General features: G+C 68.7%; 16 protein-coding genes. 12 read left to right on the forward strand and 4 right to left on the reverse strand.

The window, feature by feature from the left end; genetic code table 11:
• Window positions 1–103: 103 nt before the first annotated feature.
• Genes EGT29_RS16615 through EGT29_RS16635 form a run of 5 tightly spaced genes read left to right on the forward strand, consistent with a single transcriptional unit; the run spans window position 104 to window position 3,971 of the window.
• A complete protein-coding gene (locus EGT29_RS16615) occupies window positions 104–1,084 on the forward strand; it encodes a tripartite tricarboxylate transporter substrate binding protein (protein ID WP_124690023.1) in 981 nt (326 codons plus the stop codon).
• Between the two features lie 20 nt (window positions 1,085–1,104).
• Window positions 1,105–1,713, forward strand: a complete 609-nt coding sequence (locus tag EGT29_RS16620; RefSeq protein ID WP_161567843.1) for an RraA family protein — start codon at window positions 1,105–1,107, stop codon at window positions 1,711–1,713.
• Window positions 1,714–1,745: 32 nt separating this feature from the next.
• Window positions 1,746–3,011 carry an aconitase family protein gene (locus EGT29_RS16625; RefSeq protein WP_161567844.1) on the forward strand — a complete coding sequence of 422 codons (1,266 nt, stop codon included), beginning with the start codon at window positions 1,746–1,748 and terminating at the stop codon, window positions 3,009–3,011.
• Window positions 3,008–3,547, forward strand: a complete 540-nt coding sequence (locus tag EGT29_RS16630) for a hypothetical protein (RefSeq protein WP_124690026.1) — start codon at window positions 3,008–3,010, stop codon at window positions 3,545–3,547. Before EGT29_RS16625 ends, EGT29_RS16630 begins: the two co-directional genes overlap by 4 nt.
• 31 nt (window positions 3,548–3,578) lie before the next feature.
• Window positions 3,579–3,971 (forward strand): RidA family protein, encoded by a 393-nt coding sequence (locus EGT29_RS16635; protein WP_124690027.1) that lies wholly within the window; start codon window positions 3,579–3,581, stop codon window positions 3,969–3,971.
• Between the two features lie 11 nt (window positions 3,972–3,982).
• Here the strand turns inward: EGT29_RS16635 and EGT29_RS16640 are convergent, their stop codons facing one another.
• Both EGT29_RS16640 and EGT29_RS16645 read right to left on the reverse strand, forming a co-directional pair.
• A complete protein-coding gene (locus tag EGT29_RS16640) occupies window positions 3,983–4,792 on the reverse strand; it encodes an aspartate dehydrogenase (RefSeq protein WP_124690028.1) in 810 nt (269 codons plus the stop codon).
• Complete coding sequence (locus EGT29_RS16645; protein WP_202865541.1) at window positions 4,789–5,598, reverse strand: IclR family transcriptional regulator; 810 nt, start codon at window positions 5,596–5,598, stop codon at window positions 4,789–4,791. The genes EGT29_RS16640 and EGT29_RS16645 overlap by 4 nt, the downstream gene beginning before the upstream one ends.
• 166 nt (window positions 5,599–5,764) lie before the next feature.
• On the opposite strand from EGT29_RS16645, the gene EGT29_RS16650 reads away from it, so the two are divergent.
• Genes EGT29_RS16650 through EGT29_RS16670 form a run of 5 tightly spaced genes read left to right on the forward strand, consistent with a single transcriptional unit; the run spans window position 5,765 to window position 10,937 of the window.
• Complete coding sequence (locus tag EGT29_RS16650; protein WP_202865542.1) at window positions 5,765–6,799, forward strand: TRAP transporter substrate-binding protein; 1,035 nt, start codon at window positions 5,765–5,767, stop codon at window positions 6,797–6,799.
• A gap of 19 nt (window positions 6,800–6,818) precedes the next feature.
• Window positions 6,819–7,310, forward strand: a complete 492-nt coding sequence (locus EGT29_RS16655) for a TRAP transporter small permease (RefSeq protein ID WP_202865543.1) — start codon at window positions 6,819–6,821, stop codon at window positions 7,308–7,310.
• Between the two features lie 13 nt (window positions 7,311–7,323).
• Entirely contained in the window at window positions 7,324–8,628 is a 1,305-nt protein-coding gene (locus tag EGT29_RS16660) for a TRAP transporter large permease (RefSeq protein ID WP_124690030.1), read from the forward strand.
• A 19-nt stretch (window positions 8,629–8,647) separates the two neighbouring features.
• Window positions 8,648–9,586 (forward strand): alpha/beta fold hydrolase, encoded by a 939-nt coding sequence (locus EGT29_RS16665; RefSeq protein ID WP_124690031.1) that lies wholly within the window; start codon window positions 8,648–8,650, stop codon window positions 9,584–9,586.
• Entirely contained in the window at window positions 9,579–10,937 is a 1,359-nt protein-coding gene (locus tag EGT29_RS16670) for an amidase family protein (protein WP_161567845.1), read from the forward strand. Before EGT29_RS16665 ends, EGT29_RS16670 begins: the two co-directional genes overlap by 8 nt.
• Before the next feature lie 7 nt (window positions 10,938–10,944).
• On the opposite strand, the gene EGT29_RS16675 is transcribed toward EGT29_RS16670, so the two are convergent.
• Window positions 10,945–11,259, reverse strand: coding sequence for a DUF962 domain-containing protein (locus tag EGT29_RS16675; RefSeq protein WP_124690033.1), 315 nt, complete (start codon window positions 11,257–11,259; stop codon window positions 10,945–10,947).
• Window positions 11,260–11,364: 105 nt separating this feature from the next.
• On the opposite strand from EGT29_RS16675, the gene EGT29_RS16680 reads away from it, so the two are divergent.
• Together EGT29_RS16680 and EGT29_RS16685 are read left to right on the forward strand one after the other, a co-directional pair.
• Window positions 11,365–13,146 (forward strand): hypothetical protein, encoded by a 1,782-nt coding sequence (locus EGT29_RS16680; RefSeq protein WP_124690034.1) that lies wholly within the window; start codon window positions 11,365–11,367, stop codon window positions 13,144–13,146.
• Window positions 13,146–13,730: a hypothetical protein gene (locus EGT29_RS16685; protein WP_124690035.1), complete on the forward strand. Its 585-nt coding sequence runs from the start codon at window positions 13,146–13,148 to the stop codon at window positions 13,728–13,730. Before EGT29_RS16680 ends, EGT29_RS16685 begins: the two co-directional genes overlap by 1 nt.
• Window positions 13,731–13,808: 78 nt before the next feature.
• On the opposite strand, the gene EGT29_RS16690 is transcribed toward EGT29_RS16685, so the two are convergent.
• Entirely contained in the window at window positions 13,809–14,801 is a 993-nt protein-coding gene (locus EGT29_RS16690; RefSeq protein ID WP_124690036.1) for a tripartite tricarboxylate transporter substrate binding protein, read from the reverse strand.
• Between the last annotated feature and the right edge of the window lie 9 nt (window positions 14,802–14,810).

Here is a 14,810-nt window from a genome sequence, read left to right on the forward strand (position 1 = left end):
TTATTGAAAATTAACCCCATTTCATGGCATATTTTCGTCTATAAAAATAATATTTGTCATACAAAAAGGCGAACAGGCCTTCCAACCCTCGAGGAGACACACCATGCCGCTGCACTCTCGGCTCCTGGCTACGGCGCTTGCCCTGGCCGCCGCCCTCGCCGCCGCGCCCCAGGGCGCCAGCGCCCAGTCCTATCCGGCTCGCCCGGTGCGCATCATCGTTCCGCATGGCGCGGGCTCGTCGCCCGATACCATCACGCGCCTGATCGCCCAGCACCTGGGCGAGCGCCTCGGGCAACCGTTCGTGGTCGAGAACCGCGCGGGCGCCGGGGGGACCATAGGCCTGGGCGCCGCCGCCCGTGCCCCCGCGGACGGCTATACGCTGACCGTGGGCCACATCGGCACACTCACCATCAACCCGAACGTGTACAGCAAGCTGCCCTACGACCCGGTCAAGGACTTCGCGCCCATCATGCTGTCGGCCCGCACGCCCCTGCTGGTCGTCGTTTCCGCGGAGTCGCCCTACAAGTCGATCGCCGACGTCATCGCCGCCGCGAAGGCCGATCCCGGCAAGCTGACCTTCTCGTCGGCCGGCAACGGCACGGCCTCGCACATGTCGGGTGAATACTTCAAGACGCTGGCGGGCATCTCCATCACCCACGTGCCGTTCAAGACCGCGCCCGAAGCCCTGACCGGCGTCGCCAGCGGTGCCGTCACCCTGACCTTCGGCGGACAACCGCCGGCCTGGCCCATGGTCAAGGCGGGCAAGCTGCGCGCGCTGGCGCTCACCAGCGACCAACGGGTGGCCGAATTTCCCGACACGCCGGTGGTGGCCGAAACGCTGCCGGGCTACGAGATGTTCGACTGGAACGGCTTCATGGCGCCCGCGGGCACGTCCCCCGCCATCATCGGCACGCTGCACCAGACCATCGCGGCCATTCTTGCCGAGCCGAACGTGGTGCGCCAGTTGCGCGGCCAAGGGCTCCTGCCCATGCCCAACACGCCGGAACAGTTCGCCCGCTTCATCGACGCGGAGCGAGGCAAGTGGGCACGCGTCGCCAAGGAAGTGAAGATTCAACTCGACTGAGGAACGCCATGGGAATGGGTGTGGAACAACTCGTGGGCTTGCTGGCCGGGGCCTCCGCGGCCGCGGCCTATGAAGCCCTGGGCCGCCGCGGCGACCTGGATGCGTCCATCGCCGCGCAAGTGCGGGGGGCGGTCTGCGTCGGCCCGGCATACACCGTGAGCGCGCCGCCCCACCGCAGCGGATCGGCGAACCGGGCACTGGACCTGGCGCCCCCCGGTTCCGTGCTGGTCATCGACACCGGCGCAGACCCGGACACGTGCGCGCTGGGCGGCACCGGTTCGCTGGCCGCGCAGATGCGCGGACTGGCCGGCTGCGTCACCAACGGCCGCGTGCGCGACCTGGCCGAGATCCGCGCGCTGCGGTTCCCGGTATTCGCGCGCGGCGGCACGGTGCGCAGCAGCCGCAAGGACGGTACGGCCGAGTTCCAGATACCCGTGGCGATGGGCGGCCAGATCGTGCATCCGGGCGATCTGGTCTGCGCCGACGATGACGGCGTCGTCGTCATCGGCCGGCAGTATTTCGACACCTTCGCCGAGCGGCTGGCCGCCCGCCTGGCCTTCGAGCGCGACGCCGATGCCCAGGTGCGTGCCGGCGCCTCGTACGCGCAGGCCGTCAGCGGCCGGCCATGACCGGCCCCAAGCATGGAAGCTGCCACATGGGCATGACTCTCGTTGAAAAGATGCTGGCGCGCGCCAGCGGCAAGACTTCGGTCAGGCCAGGCGACATCGTGCTGCCCGAGCCCGAACTGGTCATCCTGCACGACGGCTACGTCGAGACCGCCTACAAGCAGTTGCACGACATCGGCTATCGCCGCGTCACGCATCCGGAGCGGGTGGTCTTCGTCACCGACCACCAGGTGGTCTACACCACGCCCGCCTCGATCCTGCGGGGCCGCGCCAACCGGCGCATCGCCGGAGAATGGCGCATCGGCCACTTCCACGATGCCGGCCAGGGCGGGCACGGCCACCTCTTTCCCATGGAAAGCGGCCTGGTCAGGCCCGGCATGTTCCTCTTCGCCTACGACATGCACTGCACGAACTTCGGCGCCATCGGGGCATTCGCGATGCGCGCGGGGCCCAACGTGGTGTCGGTGCTGGCCACGGGCACGACCTGGACCGTCGTGCCGCACACGCTGCGCGTCACGCTGGAGGGCGAGGCGCCGCCCGGCGTGCATCCCCGCGACGTCGGCTTCTGGCTGGCCCATCGGTTGACCTCGGGTGAACTGGGCGTCGAATTCGACTATCGCGTGGTCGAGTTCGGCGGTTCGTACTGCGACCGCCTGCCACTGTCGGGCCGCGTCGCGCTGTGCAATACCCTGACCGAGATCGGCGTGCTCAACATCCTGTTTCCGCCCATGTCGCCGCTGGGCTCGGCCCGCGACCCTAGCTGGCTGGAAAGCGACGACGACGCCCGATTCGAACATACGCTCGTGCTGGACGTCTCGCACCTGGAGCCGCAAGTGGCCCTGCCGGGCGCCCCCGATCGGGCCGTCCCCGTCGGCGACACGGTGGGCGTCGCGATCGACCAGGCCTACCTGGGATCCTGCGGATCCGGCATGTATGAAGACTTCCAGGCCGCCGCCGACGTGCTTGCCGGCCACCGCGTGGCAAGCGGAGTGCGTTTCATCGTCGTGCCGGGCACGGTCGAGACGGCCGGGCGCATGGCGCGCGACGGCCTCACCCAGCGCTTCCTCGACGCCGGCGCCATCCTGCTCCCACCCGGCTGTGGTCCCTGCGCCGGCGGCGCCGGCGGGCCGCTGGCCTCCGGCGAAGTGTCGATCTCGACCGCCGCCACCAATGGCCAGGGCCGCATGGGCGCGAAGGATGCCCACTGCTACCTGGGCAGTCCGCTCACCGTGGCCGCATCCGCCGTCGCCGGCAGGATCGCCGATCCGCGCCCGGGCACATTGAGGAGTCCCCGTCGATGAACTGGATACAACGCGGCACCGCCCACGTGCTGGGCCATGACGTTCCCCACGACGGCGGAGTCATGGCGTTCGACATCGTGCTTTCCCGCAACACGAATCCCGACGAACTGATCCCGCATCTCTTCGCCGAACTCGATCCCGGCCTGGGCCGCCGCATCCGCCCAGGCGACCTGATCGTCGCCGGCCGCAACTTCCTGGCCGGCAAGGCGCACAACACCGGCATCATCGCCATGAAGGCGCTGGGCCTGGGCATCCTGTGCGAGTCCATGTCGGTGCGCGCCTTCCAGGGCGTGGTCGCGCTGGCCGTACCCGCGCTGGCCTCTTGCCACGGCATCGTGGATACGCTGTCCGACGGCGACGAAATCGAAGTGGACTACGCCAACGGCACCGTCACACGATGCGCCACCGGCGAGATGCACCGCTACCCGCCCCTGGCGCCCGAGATACGCGCCATGATCGGAAACGGCGGCATGCGCGGCGCGCTCCAGGCCCATCTGCGCGCGCACCCCGAACTCGGCCAACCCTACGCGGAGTAGACTACGGGCCTTTCCTTCCAGGCCCTCCACCATGCCCTTGCAAGCCCACTACGCCAAGACCCTGCCCAAGCCCCGCTTCCGCTACACCCCCTGCATCCAGGCCGGCCCCTACTACCAACTGGCCGGCATGATCGCGCTCGATGCCCAGAGCGGCCAGCTGGAAAGCGGCGGTGTCGCCGCGGAAACGGACAAGATCATGCGCAACATGCTGGCCGCCCTGCCCGAATACGGCCTGGCCCTGGACCAGCTCGTCATCGCCCGCATCTTCACCACCCGCTTCGATCAGTTCGCCGAGATCAACCGTGTCTGGGAAGGCTACTTCCCCGAAGGCGCGACCCCGCCCGCTCGCACCGCCATGGGCGTCGTGGCGCTGCCGCTGAACGCCACGGTGGAAATCGAGTTCTGCTTCTACCGCGAGGCCTGATCCGCCCGCCCTCAGCCTTGCAGCGCGAGCGCGTTGGGGCCGCCTTTCAGGTAGGCCAGGATGCTGCAGGCGGTGCTGGCCGAGGTCTTCGGATTGGCGGCGGAGGGTTCGGCCTGCGTGTCGAAGCGAAACTCGCCCAGCACGCCGCGCGCCTCGACCCGATGGCTGTTGCGCGTGGCGGCCGGATCCGCGATCAGCGTGACCCGGGTGGCGTCCAGCCCGGCTCCCGCCAGGGCGACGGTGGCCGCCACGTTGGCATTCTGCGGATAGCGCCGCGCGACCTCGCGGGCGCTGCCTTCGAACACGACGGCCGGTCCGGCCAGGGCCTGCAAGTCGCAGGCCTGTTCCGCCGGGGTGCCCAGCCACGCGCGCGGCGGCTTGATGCCGGTATAGCGGACCTCGACCGCGCCGGCGGCGCGGGCCGTCGCCAGCGCATCCAGGCCGCCGATGGCGCCGCTGATCAGATGCAGCCGGCAGCCGGCCCGGGCCGCTTCTTGCCTCAACGTCCGCAGCAGGCCGTCGTCGGCCAGCGCGCCGGCCGACACCAGCGCGAAATGGCGGCCGCTGCGCAGCACGTCGGCGCCGTATTGCGCCACGGCGCCCTGGCCCGCCGCCTCGATCACCAGGTCGACGTCCCTTGCCAGCGACGCGATGTCGCCCACCGGCTTGATCGAGGACGGCAGCGAGGCCGACGCCTCGCCCTCCTTGCCCGCGCGCACGACGACGTTGCGTACGTCGGCGCAGGCATCGCCGGCCAGGGCATCCAGCAGGCCGCGGGCGATCCCGCCCAGTCCGATCACGGCTATGGTGGGTCGGGTCATTTGAGGTCCGCGTTCATCTGTTTGGAAAAAATCGCCGCGAGCTTGCTGGCGGCATCGAGCAGGGCGCGCTTCATCTTCTCGTCGTCGTAGCCCTGCATGCGCTGCGAGGGCCCGACGATGGACACCGAGAACATCACGCCGACCTGCGAAAGCGGTATGGGCGCGGCCACCGCGACCAGCCCGCGATCGATCTCCTCGCGGCAATAGGCGATGCCGGTCTTGCGGACCCGCCGCAATTCGTCCCGCAACAGCTGCGGCGAGGTAATGGTGCGGTCCGTCAGCGCCGGCAGCGGCTCGTCCAGCAGCGCCTCCCATTCCCGTTCGTCGCGGAAGGCCAGGATGGCCTTGGCCGAGGCCGCCGCATGGGGTGGCATGACGTGGCCCGGGTTGACGTAGCCGTGCCAGTCCTTGGGCGGCGTGGCCATGACGATGCTCTCGATGCGGTTGCCGCGCAGCATGCTCAGGAAAGCCGTTTCCTGGAACTGCTCGACCAGGCCGTACAGCACGGTATGGGCGACCGCCGCCATCTGGTCGGGCGAGATCGCCGTTCCCAGCAGCCGGCGCATGCGTCCGCCCAGGAGATAGGTGCGGCGCGCGTTGCCGGCCTCCGCCTCGAACGGCGGCTCGGCATCCAGGCAGCCGGCGCGGCACAGGCCGGCCAGCATCCGGTGCAGCGTGCCCTTGGGCATGTCCAGCGCGGCCTGTATCTCGCCGAACGCCAGTCCGGCGGGATGGCGGGCGACCAGTTCGATCACTTCCATCTGCCGTTCCAGCAGGAACCGGTTCTTGGACGACTCTTCTTCCACATCACCCCCCATGTGACCAGGCGAAATTTTGCCCGCAATGAAACGTCTTGACGAAATTACACCGAAACCTGCATTATGTTCCATATAACGATAGATTAGTTCCGAAAAACGGAACTATTTTTGCCGAGCCAGACCGGCTCTCTTCATCGAACCAGTGGGGAACTCCATGCGTAAGAACCATGCTTTGAAGCCGCTCGTGGCCGCCGCCATGGCAGCCGCCGTCCTGGCCGGTCCGGCCCACGCCGCCGACAAGAAAGTCAGCCTGCGGCTGTCGCACAACCTGCCCACCACCAACCCCCTGCACTACGGCGTGCTGGTGCCGTGGGCGAAGTCGATCGAGAAGGACTCGGGCGGCAGCATCGCGATCCAGGTCTTCCCCGCGCAGCAGTTGGGCCCCGCCAAGGACCACTACAACCTGGCCCGCGACGGCATCGCCGACCTGGCCTTCTATCTTGTCGGCATCGAGCCGGGGCGCTTCCCCATCGTGACCGCCGCCGAAATGCCCTTCCTGGTGGCCGACACCGCCAAGGGCTCGCGCGCGCTGTACGAGTGGTACCAGCCCTACGCCAAGAAAGAGATGGCCGACGTCAAGGTCTGCACCATGTTCTACGACGGCGGCGGCACCATCCATTCCAAGAAGCGCATCGAAAGCCCCACCGACCTGGCCGGCCTGAAGATCCGCTCGCCCAACGTCATGGCGGCCAACTTCTACCGCCTGTCCGGCGCCTCGCCCGTCCAGCTGTCGGCCTCCGACGCGGCCGAGGCGGTCGAGCGCGGCGTGGTGGACGCGATCTCGTTCCCGTGGAACCTGCTGCAGGCGCTGGGCGCCGATCGCGCGCTGACCTATCACCTGGACATGAATTTCTATTCGCTGGGCACGGCCATCCTGATGAACAAGTCGTCGTACGGGAAACTGTCGGCCGACCAGAAGAAGGTCATCGACAACCACTGCAACGCCGACTGGGCCGAACGCCTGCCCATGCCCTGGTACAACTGGGAACAGGAAGGCCGCGCCGCGCTGCTGAAGAAGCCGGGCCACACGGTCTACACGATCTCGGACGCCAAGGTCGGCGAATGGAAGGCCATGGCCGCCAAGGTCCGCGCCGACTGGGAAGCCAGCGTCAAGAAGAACCGCGTCGACGGCGCCAAGGTGTTCGGCGAACTGCAGGACACGCTGAAGAAATACAACGCCGCCTACTGATCGTCCGACGAGCATCGCCATGAAACAACGTCTGCTTGCCTTCCTCGAGTTCGTGCCATCGGTACTGCTGTTGTTCATGGCGATACTCACGTCCGTGTCGGTGGCCTCGCGCTACCTCTTCGCCTACCCGCTTCCGGACGAGTACGAGATCTCGCGCCTGCTGCTGAGCGTGGTGGTGTGCTGGGGCATCGCGGCGGCCTTCCGTCACAACGACCACATCCAGCTCGATATCTTCTGGAGCGTGCTCGGCCCGCGCGCCAAGCGCACGCTGACCCGCATCGGCGCGGCGCTGTGCCTGTGCATCATCGGCGGCTTCGCCTACGCCCTGGGCACCAAGGTCGTCGACGTCTTCGAAGCGGGACTGCTGACCGTGGACCTGGAACTGCCGGTCTGGGGTTTCTACACGGCGGCCTGGCTGGGCACCCTGGCCTGCTTCTTCATCCTGCTCCAGCAAGTCATCGCTCCCCCGGAACCGGAGGCCCATGACGGCCACCCGGACGCCACGGTCTGAACGGACGTACACCATGATCGGCCCCAACCTCGCCATCCTCATCGGCTTCGGCTCCCTGCTTCTGCTCTGCCTGCTGCGCGTTCCCATCGGCCTGGCCATGGGCACGGCGGGCATCCTGGGCTTCGGCCTGATGACCGGCTTCGAGCCCGCCTTCAAGCTGCTGTCCCACTCCGTCATCTCCACGTTCTCCGACTACACCATGGGGCTGGTGCCGCTGTTCATCCTGATGGGCGCGGTGGCCGTGACCTCGGGCATGAGCGGGGAACTGTTCCGCGCCGCCCAGCTCTGGCTGGGCAACTTCCGCGGCGGGCTGGCCGTGGCCACGGTGGCCTCGTGCGGCGGCTTCGCCGCCATCTGCGGCTCGTCGGCCGCCACCGCCGCCACCATGACCCGGGTCGCCCTGCCCGAAATGAAGAAGCACGGCTATTCGGAGCGGCTGGCCACGGGCGTGATCGCGGCCGGCGGCACGCTGGGCGTGCTGATCCCGCCCTCGATCGCGCTGGCCGTCTACGGCCTGCTGACCCAGCAAAGCGTGGGCCTGCTGTTCATGGCCGGCGTCGTGCCGGGCATCCTGGCCATCGCCATGTACATGCTGGTGGTCAAGGTATGGCTGGCCGTGCGCCCGCAGGATGCGCCGGTGGGCCAGCGGGCCGCGATGCGTGAACGCCTATCCAGCCTGACGCGGCTCGGCCCCATCATGCTGCTCATCATGTTCGTCATCGGCGGCATCTACGGCGGCCTGTTCACGCCCACCGAGGCCGGCGCCGTGGGCGCCGCCGGCGCCATCGCCATCGTCGCGCTGGGCAAGCGCCTGTCCTGGAACACCTTGTTCTCGTCGCTGGCAGAAAGCGTACGCATGGGCGCGGCCATCCTGCTGATCATGGCGGGCGCCGTGCTGTTCGGCTACTTCCTGGCCGTGACCGAGACCCCGCAGAAAGCGGCGCAACTGCTCATCGACGCCAACCTGGGCCGCTACGGCACGCTGCTCGTGATCATCGGCATCATGCTGGTGCTGGGCTGCCTGATCGATGCGCTGGCGGTGGTGATCCTGATCGTGCCGCTGGTCTATCCCATCGTGATGCAGCTGGGCTTCGACCCGATCTGGTTTGGCGTGATCGTGACCATGTGCGTGGAGCTGGGCCTCATCACACCCCCCTTCGGGCTGAACGTGTTCGTGATCAAGGGCCTGTCCAAGCGGACCGACATCTGGACCATCTACAAGGGTGTCACGCCCTTCATCCTCGTGGACCTGCTGCGGATCGGCCTGCTGATCGCCTTCCCCAGCCTGGTGCTGTTCCTTCCCGACATGGCGCGCTAAGCGCGTACTAGACGTACCCATGACCATGAAGATTGAGCCGCGCAACGGCCGACTGGTGCGCGTGCGCACCACCCAGCACGTCGAACTGACCGGATTCCTCGCGCCCGCCCCCACGGCGGACGCGCCCCTGCTGATCAGCCTGCACGGCCTGAGCGGCAACTTCGACACGAGCTTCACCTACGACTTCCTGCAAAGTCCCGACCTGGCCGGCATCCACCTGCTGTCCATCGGCTGCAGCGGACACGGGAACATCGCCATGTCGCGGGTCGGCGCCGAGCCGGCCTACAAGCTGACCGGCTCCGCGTTCGAATACTTCGACGACTGCATTCCCGACCTGGCGGCGTGGATGGATTTCGCCGCACGGTCGCACGGCGGCCCCATCGTCCTGATGGGCCACTCGCTGGGCGCATCGAAAATCCTGCGCTATGCCGCGGCAACCGGCGACGCGCGCGTGCGCGGCCTGGTGCTGGCCTCCGCCGCCGACCTGCGCGGCGCCTTCTTCGCCCTGCACGGCGAGGACCAGGCCGCGGCCTTCCTGGCCCAGGCCCGGCAACTGGTGGATGCCGGCCAGGGCCGCGTGCTGATGGGGGAAGACTGTGTCCTGGGCCTGCTGCGGCAGCGCATCTCGGCGCAGACCCTGCTGGACCGTTTCGAGGAAGGCCGGCCCGCCGATACTTTCGACTTCCACGGCCGCCGCTCGTCCCAGGCCTTCCGGGATCTCTCGGCGGTAACGGCACCTATCCTGTCGCTGTACGGATCCGAAGGCGAGATCGTCGGCACCGCCGGCGTGCGCGGCGCGATCGAGCTGCTGCGCGGCCATGCGACATCCGCGCTATCGTTCTCGTCGGCCGTGCTGGGCGGCAACCATTGGTACGCCGGCCACGAGATCGAGGCCGCCGCCGTCATCGCCAACTGGCTGGCCGGACACGTCCAGGACACGAAGGAACACCATGACTGACGCACGGGGAATCGCCGCGCTGGCCCAGGGCTACGCCCAGGGCAGCCTGGATCCGGTGGAGGTCGCGAGCCAGGCGCTGGACCAGGCCCGCGCCCCTGGCATGGACGCGGTCTTCATCACGCTGCTGGAAGCGCGCGCCCTGGACGAGGCCCGCGCCAGCCAGGCCCGCTGGCGCGAGGGCCGGCCGCTGGGGCCGCTGGATGGCGTGCCCCTGGCCTGGAAGGACCTGTTCGACATGGCGGGCACCGTCACCACCTGCGCGTCGGACACGCGCCGGCAAGCTGCCCCCGCCGACGACGACGCACCCGCCGTGCGCGCGCTGGCCGCCGCCGGCATGGTCAGCGTGGGCAAGACCAACCTGAGCGAGTTCGCCTTCTCCGGGCTGGGCATCAACCTGCATTTCGGCACGCCGCCCAACCCGTACGACGCCGTGGTCCCGCGCATCCCCGGCGGCTCGTCGTCGGGATCCGCGGTGGCGGTCGCCCGGCAGGTCGTCCCCTGCGCCATGGGCACCGACACCTCGGGTTCGATCCGGGTGCCGGCGGCCCTGAACGGACTGGTCGGATGGAAGCCCAGTTCGGCCCGCTACGATCAGCGCGGCGTCTTTCCTCTGGCGCCCTCGCTCGACAGCATCGGCCCCCTGGTCCAGACCGTGGCCGATGCCTGCCTGATCGACGATGCCCTGCTGGGCCGCGCGCCCACCCTGCGGACCGGCGCCGACCTCCCCGCCGCACGGCTGGTGATTCCCTCCGGCATCCTCATGAGCGAACTCGAACCGGGCGTGGCCGCGGCGTTCGAGGACACGGCCGAGCGCCTGGCCAGGCGCGGCTTCATCGTGGAACGCCGGGCCGTCCCCGTGCTGGACCTGACCCATCACCTGTTCGCCACCTTCGGCACGCTGGTGGGCGTCGAGGCGGCCGCCGTGCACCGCGAACTGCTGGATGATCCGGCCGCGCTGGCCCGCGTCGATGCCCGCATCGTCCAGCGGCTGCGGCTGGGGCAGGCCCTTCCCGCGCAAAACCGGCAGGCCTTGCGCGACAACCGGCCCCTGCTGGTGGCCGCCATGGCCGCTGCCCTGGCTCCCGGCGAAGCGCTGCTGTTCCCCACCGTGCCCATGGCGGCCCCGCCCATCGCGGCGCTGGCGGCCGATCCGGCCTGGTTCGCGCAATGCAATGCGCGCGTGCTGCGCAACACCATGGTAGGCAGCTACCTGGACATGCCCACGCTCGCCCTGCCCTGCGGCACCGACGGCGCGGGCCTGCCCGCCGGCATGAGCCTGGCCATGGCGACCGGCCGCGACGAAGCCCTGCTGGCGCTCGGCCTTGCCGTCGAACGCGAATTGGCGGCCTAGGGTCTGTTCACCACTTCCGGCGGCCGGCCAGCGTTTCGGCCAGCAGCCGGAAATCGCCCCGCAGCGACCACCATGGATGGGTGAAGGTGGCGGGACGATTCTTCTCGAAGAAGAAATGTCCGGTCCAGGCCAGGCCATATCCGCAGGCCAGCGCGGCCACGAGCAGCCAGGGCTGGCGCAGCCCGGCCGCCAGCAGCACCAGGATCAGGGCCAGGCTCGTGCCCACGACGTGCAGGCGCCGGGAAACCGGGTGAGCGTGTTCCCCCAGGTAGAACCGGTAGAACTCGTCGAAAGTGCGATAACGCCGCGCGGGTCCATGCATTTTTCCGCCCTTCCCGAGAATACCTAGAAATGAGTAATGCCCTTCTTGCGTCACGCCGTATATCATTCTGTAACTGAATTCCAATTCCATGGGGGAATCGCACAGATGAGAATACTCGCCGAAAAGGGGCAATCGACCGCGCCCTCGGCCCGGTCCGGGCATCATGGCATGCGCCAGGGCCGGACGGCCGTGGCCGTGATGCTGTTGTCGGCCGTGCTGGCCGCCTGCGGCGGCGGCAGCGGAGCCAAGCCGGAACCCGAAGCCGGCAAGGTATCCGGCGCCGTCACCTACGACTTCGTGCCGGCCGCCCGGTCCACGGGTCTGGACTACGCCGCTGCCCGCGCCCTGCCCGTGCGCGGCGCGGTGGTGGAAGCCTTCAGCGCGACCGAGATCCTGGGCAGCACCGTGACCGATGCCCAGGGCAAGTATTCCCTCGTGCTGCCTCCGGGCCGCGAGGTCAAGATACGGGTGCAGGCGCGCCTCTTGCGCGAAAGCAAGGAAGGCGCCTGGAGCGTGGCGATACGCGACAACACCAAGCCGGGCTACACGGCGGTTCCCACCAACGCGCCCATCTATGCCATGGAAAGCAAGTCGCTGTCCGTCCCCCAGGAAGGGGTGGTCCTCGACCTGCACGCGGCGTCGGGCTGGACCGGCAGCAACGCCGCGGGCAAGTACGCCAGCGCCCGCGCCGCCGCGCCGTTCTCGGTGCTCGACCAGGCCTATGGCGCCATGCAGCGCTTCCTGGCCATCGCGCCGGACCTGAATTTCCCCCACCTGAACATCTACTGGAGCGAAAACAACGCGCCGTCCGAAGGCGAGCCCAAGAACGGCGACATCGGCACCAGCCACTTCAATCCGGAAGGCCCCGCCCCCGGCCTGTACATCCTGGGCAAGGCCGACGTCGACACCGACGAATACGACACCGGCGTGCTGGTCCATGAATGGGGCCATTACTTCGAGGGCCGGATCTCCCGCTCGGACTCGGTGGGCGGCGCGCACGGCGAAGGCGACAAGCTCGACATGCGCGTGTCCTGGGGCGAAGGCTGGGGCAACGGCCTGGCCGGCATCGTACGCAACGATCCCATCTACATCGACACCTCGGGCCAGAAGCAGCAGGACAGCTTCTTCTTCGACGTCAGCGCCTTGCCCGCACCGCCCAACGATGCTGCCTGGTACAACGAAGCGGCCATGCAGTATTTCATCTACCAGCTCGCGCAACTGCCCGGCGGCTTCGAGACCACGATCTCCATCCTGCGCAACGAGCAGAAGCTCACGCCGGCCTTCACCAGCATCTTCCCGTTCGGTACCGCCCTGGCCAAGCGCCTGACCGACGCCACCGTGATCGGCAAGGTGAACACGCTGCTGACCTCGGTCGGCACGCCCACGCTGGACGAGCTGGACGACTGGGGCGGCCCCGCGTCCTATACGATTCCGACCGTGCCGGCCGAGATCGCCAAGCCCTACGTCCGCTTCGATGCGCCCGCCGCCGGAGCCCCCGCCGCCACGCAGCAGGTATGCGTATCCAACCTGCTGGGCGGGGAATACAACAAGCTGGACCAGGGCCGCTTCCTGCGGCTCGACGTGCCGAGCGCGGGCACCTACCGGCTGAGCGCGACGCTGGTCTCGCCCCCGGCTCTCGTGACCAAGGCCCACTTGTGGCTGTCGCGCCAGGGTGTAAAGATCCAGGAAGACGACGAAGCGGTCGAGGGTGCGCTGGAAGCCGGTACCTATACCGCCTTCCTGGTGGATACTGCCCTGACCAGCGGCGACGACGATGAGGACGAGGAAGGCAGTTCCGCGCCCGCCCCCGGCCCCACCCCGGTCCCCGCCAACACCCGTGTCTGCTACCAGGTGAGTCTCGAACGTACTTCCGCAGGAGCTCTGTAATGCGCCCGCCTCTGAACATCTCCGCCGTGCGCGCTCGCGCGCCGCGCGCCGCCGTCACCCGCCTGGCCGTCCTGCTGGCGGCCGCCCTTCCCATTCTTCCCGCCTGCGCCCATGAAGCCCGGCAGGCGCCCGCCGCGACGGCCGCGGCTACCGGTGCCAACGCCTTCGTGGCACGGCCCGGCAAGCCCGGCGACGTCGTTGCCGTCTCGGTCCGCGCGCCGTCGGCGCCGCTGGCCACCGGCCCCACCTCCGTGGGCCTGTCGCTGCGCGGATCGCCGGGCGTGACCCAGGTGGAACTGAAGTATGGCGTCGAAGGCGCGGTGCGCGTGGACGCGGCCTCGCCCACCGTCGTCCCGCTGGATGCCCAGCGGCGCGCCGTCGTCGAGGTGCCCGTCACCGTGCTGGGCACGGGCGTGCACTACCTGAACGTGTACGTCACGGCCAACGGGCGGCATAGTGCCTTCTCGGTACGCCTGGACGCCGGCCAGGCCGCCACCCAGAACCGCAAGCAGTCCGCGCCCGACCAGGGCGGCTTCGTCGTGCTGCCGGCGCAGGAAACCCGTTCCGGCGGGACCGCGCAATAGCCTGGCCTGCGGGCGGCGCATCCGCGCCGCCCCTCCCGCGCGCCGGCCGGGCGCCATGCCCGGCCGGCCGCGCAACGCTCAATCCACCTGCACACCCAGCATCTTCGCAAGCTCGCCCTGGCGCCGGTATTCCTTATGCACGAAATCGGCGAACTCGCGGCGGGTCATCGGCGAGTTGATCGAACCCCGCTCCTCCATGGAACGCTCGAACGCCGGATCGCTCAACACCGCGTTCACCGCCTGGTGCAGGCGATCCAGCCTTTCGGGCGGCGTCCCCTTGGGCACGAACAGGCCATCCCAGGCGAACAGCTCATACCCGGGCACCCCGCTCTCGGACAGCGTGGGCGCCTCCGGCAGCGTGGGAATGCGCTGCGGCGTCGACACCGCCAGCACCTTGATCTGCTTGCTCTTGGCCAGCGGCACCAGGTACGGCGCCACGTCGATCATGAAGGACACGCGGCCCGACCGCACGTCGGTCGATGCCGGCGCGCCGCCCTTGTAGGGCACGTGCGTGAGGTCGATCTTCGCCATCTGCTGCAGCAGGCCACAGGCCATGTGCGAGGCCGTGCCATTGCCCGCCGAGGCGCAGGTCAGTTCACCCGGATGCTTCTTCGCGTAGCCGATCAGTTCCTGCGTGGAATTGAACGGCGAATCGGGGCTGACGAACATCACCATCGAGATGACCGAAAAGCGCGCGACCGGTTCGAAATCGTCCGGGGCATAGCCCACCGACTTGTACAGCCAGTGGTTGGTCGCCATCGTGCCGTTCGTGCCGAACACCACCGTCTGCCCGTCCGGGGCGGCACGGGCGCCGGCGGCCGTGCCGATATTGCCGCCCGCTCCGGCCCGGTTGTCGATGATGATGGGCTGGCGCAGCTGCTTTTCCATTTCCCGGGCGTACAGCCTGGCCAGCGTATCGCCTCCGCCGCCCGCGACGAAAGGCACGATCATGGTCAGCGGACGCTGGGGCCAGTCGGAAGCGCCGGCCGCTGCGGCACCCGACACCATCGCGCCCAGCAGGGCCAGGGTGCCGAGGATGCGGGCCGGCTTCCCGTTCTTTTTCACATGCATGCTTGTCTC

The sequence above is a fragment of the Pigmentiphaga sp. H8 genome (assembly GCF_003854895.1).
Classification (GTDB): domain Bacteria; phylum Pseudomonadota; class Gammaproteobacteria; order Burkholderiales; family Burkholderiaceae_B; genus Pigmentiphaga.

Coding starts and splice junctions, on each gene's coding strand:
- EGT29_RS16615 (WP_124690023.1), top strand. CDS start 104: ATGCCGCTGCACTCTCGGCTCCTGGCTACGGCGCTTGCCCTGGCCGCC.
- EGT29_RS16625 (WP_161567844.1), top strand. CDS start 1,746: ATGACTCTCGTTGAAAAGATGCTGGCGCGCGCCAGCGGCAAGACTTCG.
- EGT29_RS16630 (WP_124690026.1), top strand. CDS start 3,008: ATGAACTGGATACAACGCGGCACCGCCCACGTGCTGGGCCATGACGTT.
- EGT29_RS16635 (WP_124690027.1), top strand. CDS start 3,579: ATGCCCTTGCAAGCCCACTACGCCAAGACCCTGCCCAAGCCCCGCTTC.
- EGT29_RS16640 (WP_124690028.1), bottom strand. CDS start 4,792: ATGACCCGACCCACCATAGCCGTGATCGGACTGGGCGGGATCGCCCGC.
- EGT29_RS16650 (WP_202865542.1), top strand. CDS start 5,765: ATGCGTAAGAACCATGCTTTGAAGCCGCTCGTGGCCGCCGCCATGGCA.
- EGT29_RS16655 (WP_202865543.1), top strand. CDS start 6,819: ATGAAACAACGTCTGCTTGCCTTCCTCGAGTTCGTGCCATCGGTACTG.
- EGT29_RS16660 (WP_124690030.1), top strand. CDS start 7,324: ATGATCGGCCCCAACCTCGCCATCCTCATCGGCTTCGGCTCCCTGCTT.
- EGT29_RS16665 (WP_124690031.1), top strand. CDS start 8,648: ATGACCATGAAGATTGAGCCGCGCAACGGCCGACTGGTGCGCGTGCGC.
- EGT29_RS16670 (WP_161567845.1), top strand. CDS start 9,579: ATGACTGACGCACGGGGAATCGCCGCGCTGGCCCAGGGCTACGCCCAG.
- EGT29_RS16675 (WP_124690033.1), bottom strand. CDS start 11,259: ATGCATGGACCCGCGCGGCGTTATCGCACTTTCGACGAGTTCTACCGG.
- EGT29_RS16680 (WP_124690034.1), top strand. CDS start 11,365: ATGAGAATACTCGCCGAAAAGGGGCAATCGACCGCGCCCTCGGCCCGG.
- EGT29_RS16685 (WP_124690035.1), top strand. CDS start 13,146: ATGCGCCCGCCTCTGAACATCTCCGCCGTGCGCGCTCGCGCGCCGCGC.
- EGT29_RS16690 (WP_124690036.1), bottom strand. CDS start 14,801: ATGCATGTGAAAAAGAACGGGAAGCCGGCCCGCATCCTCGGCACCCTG.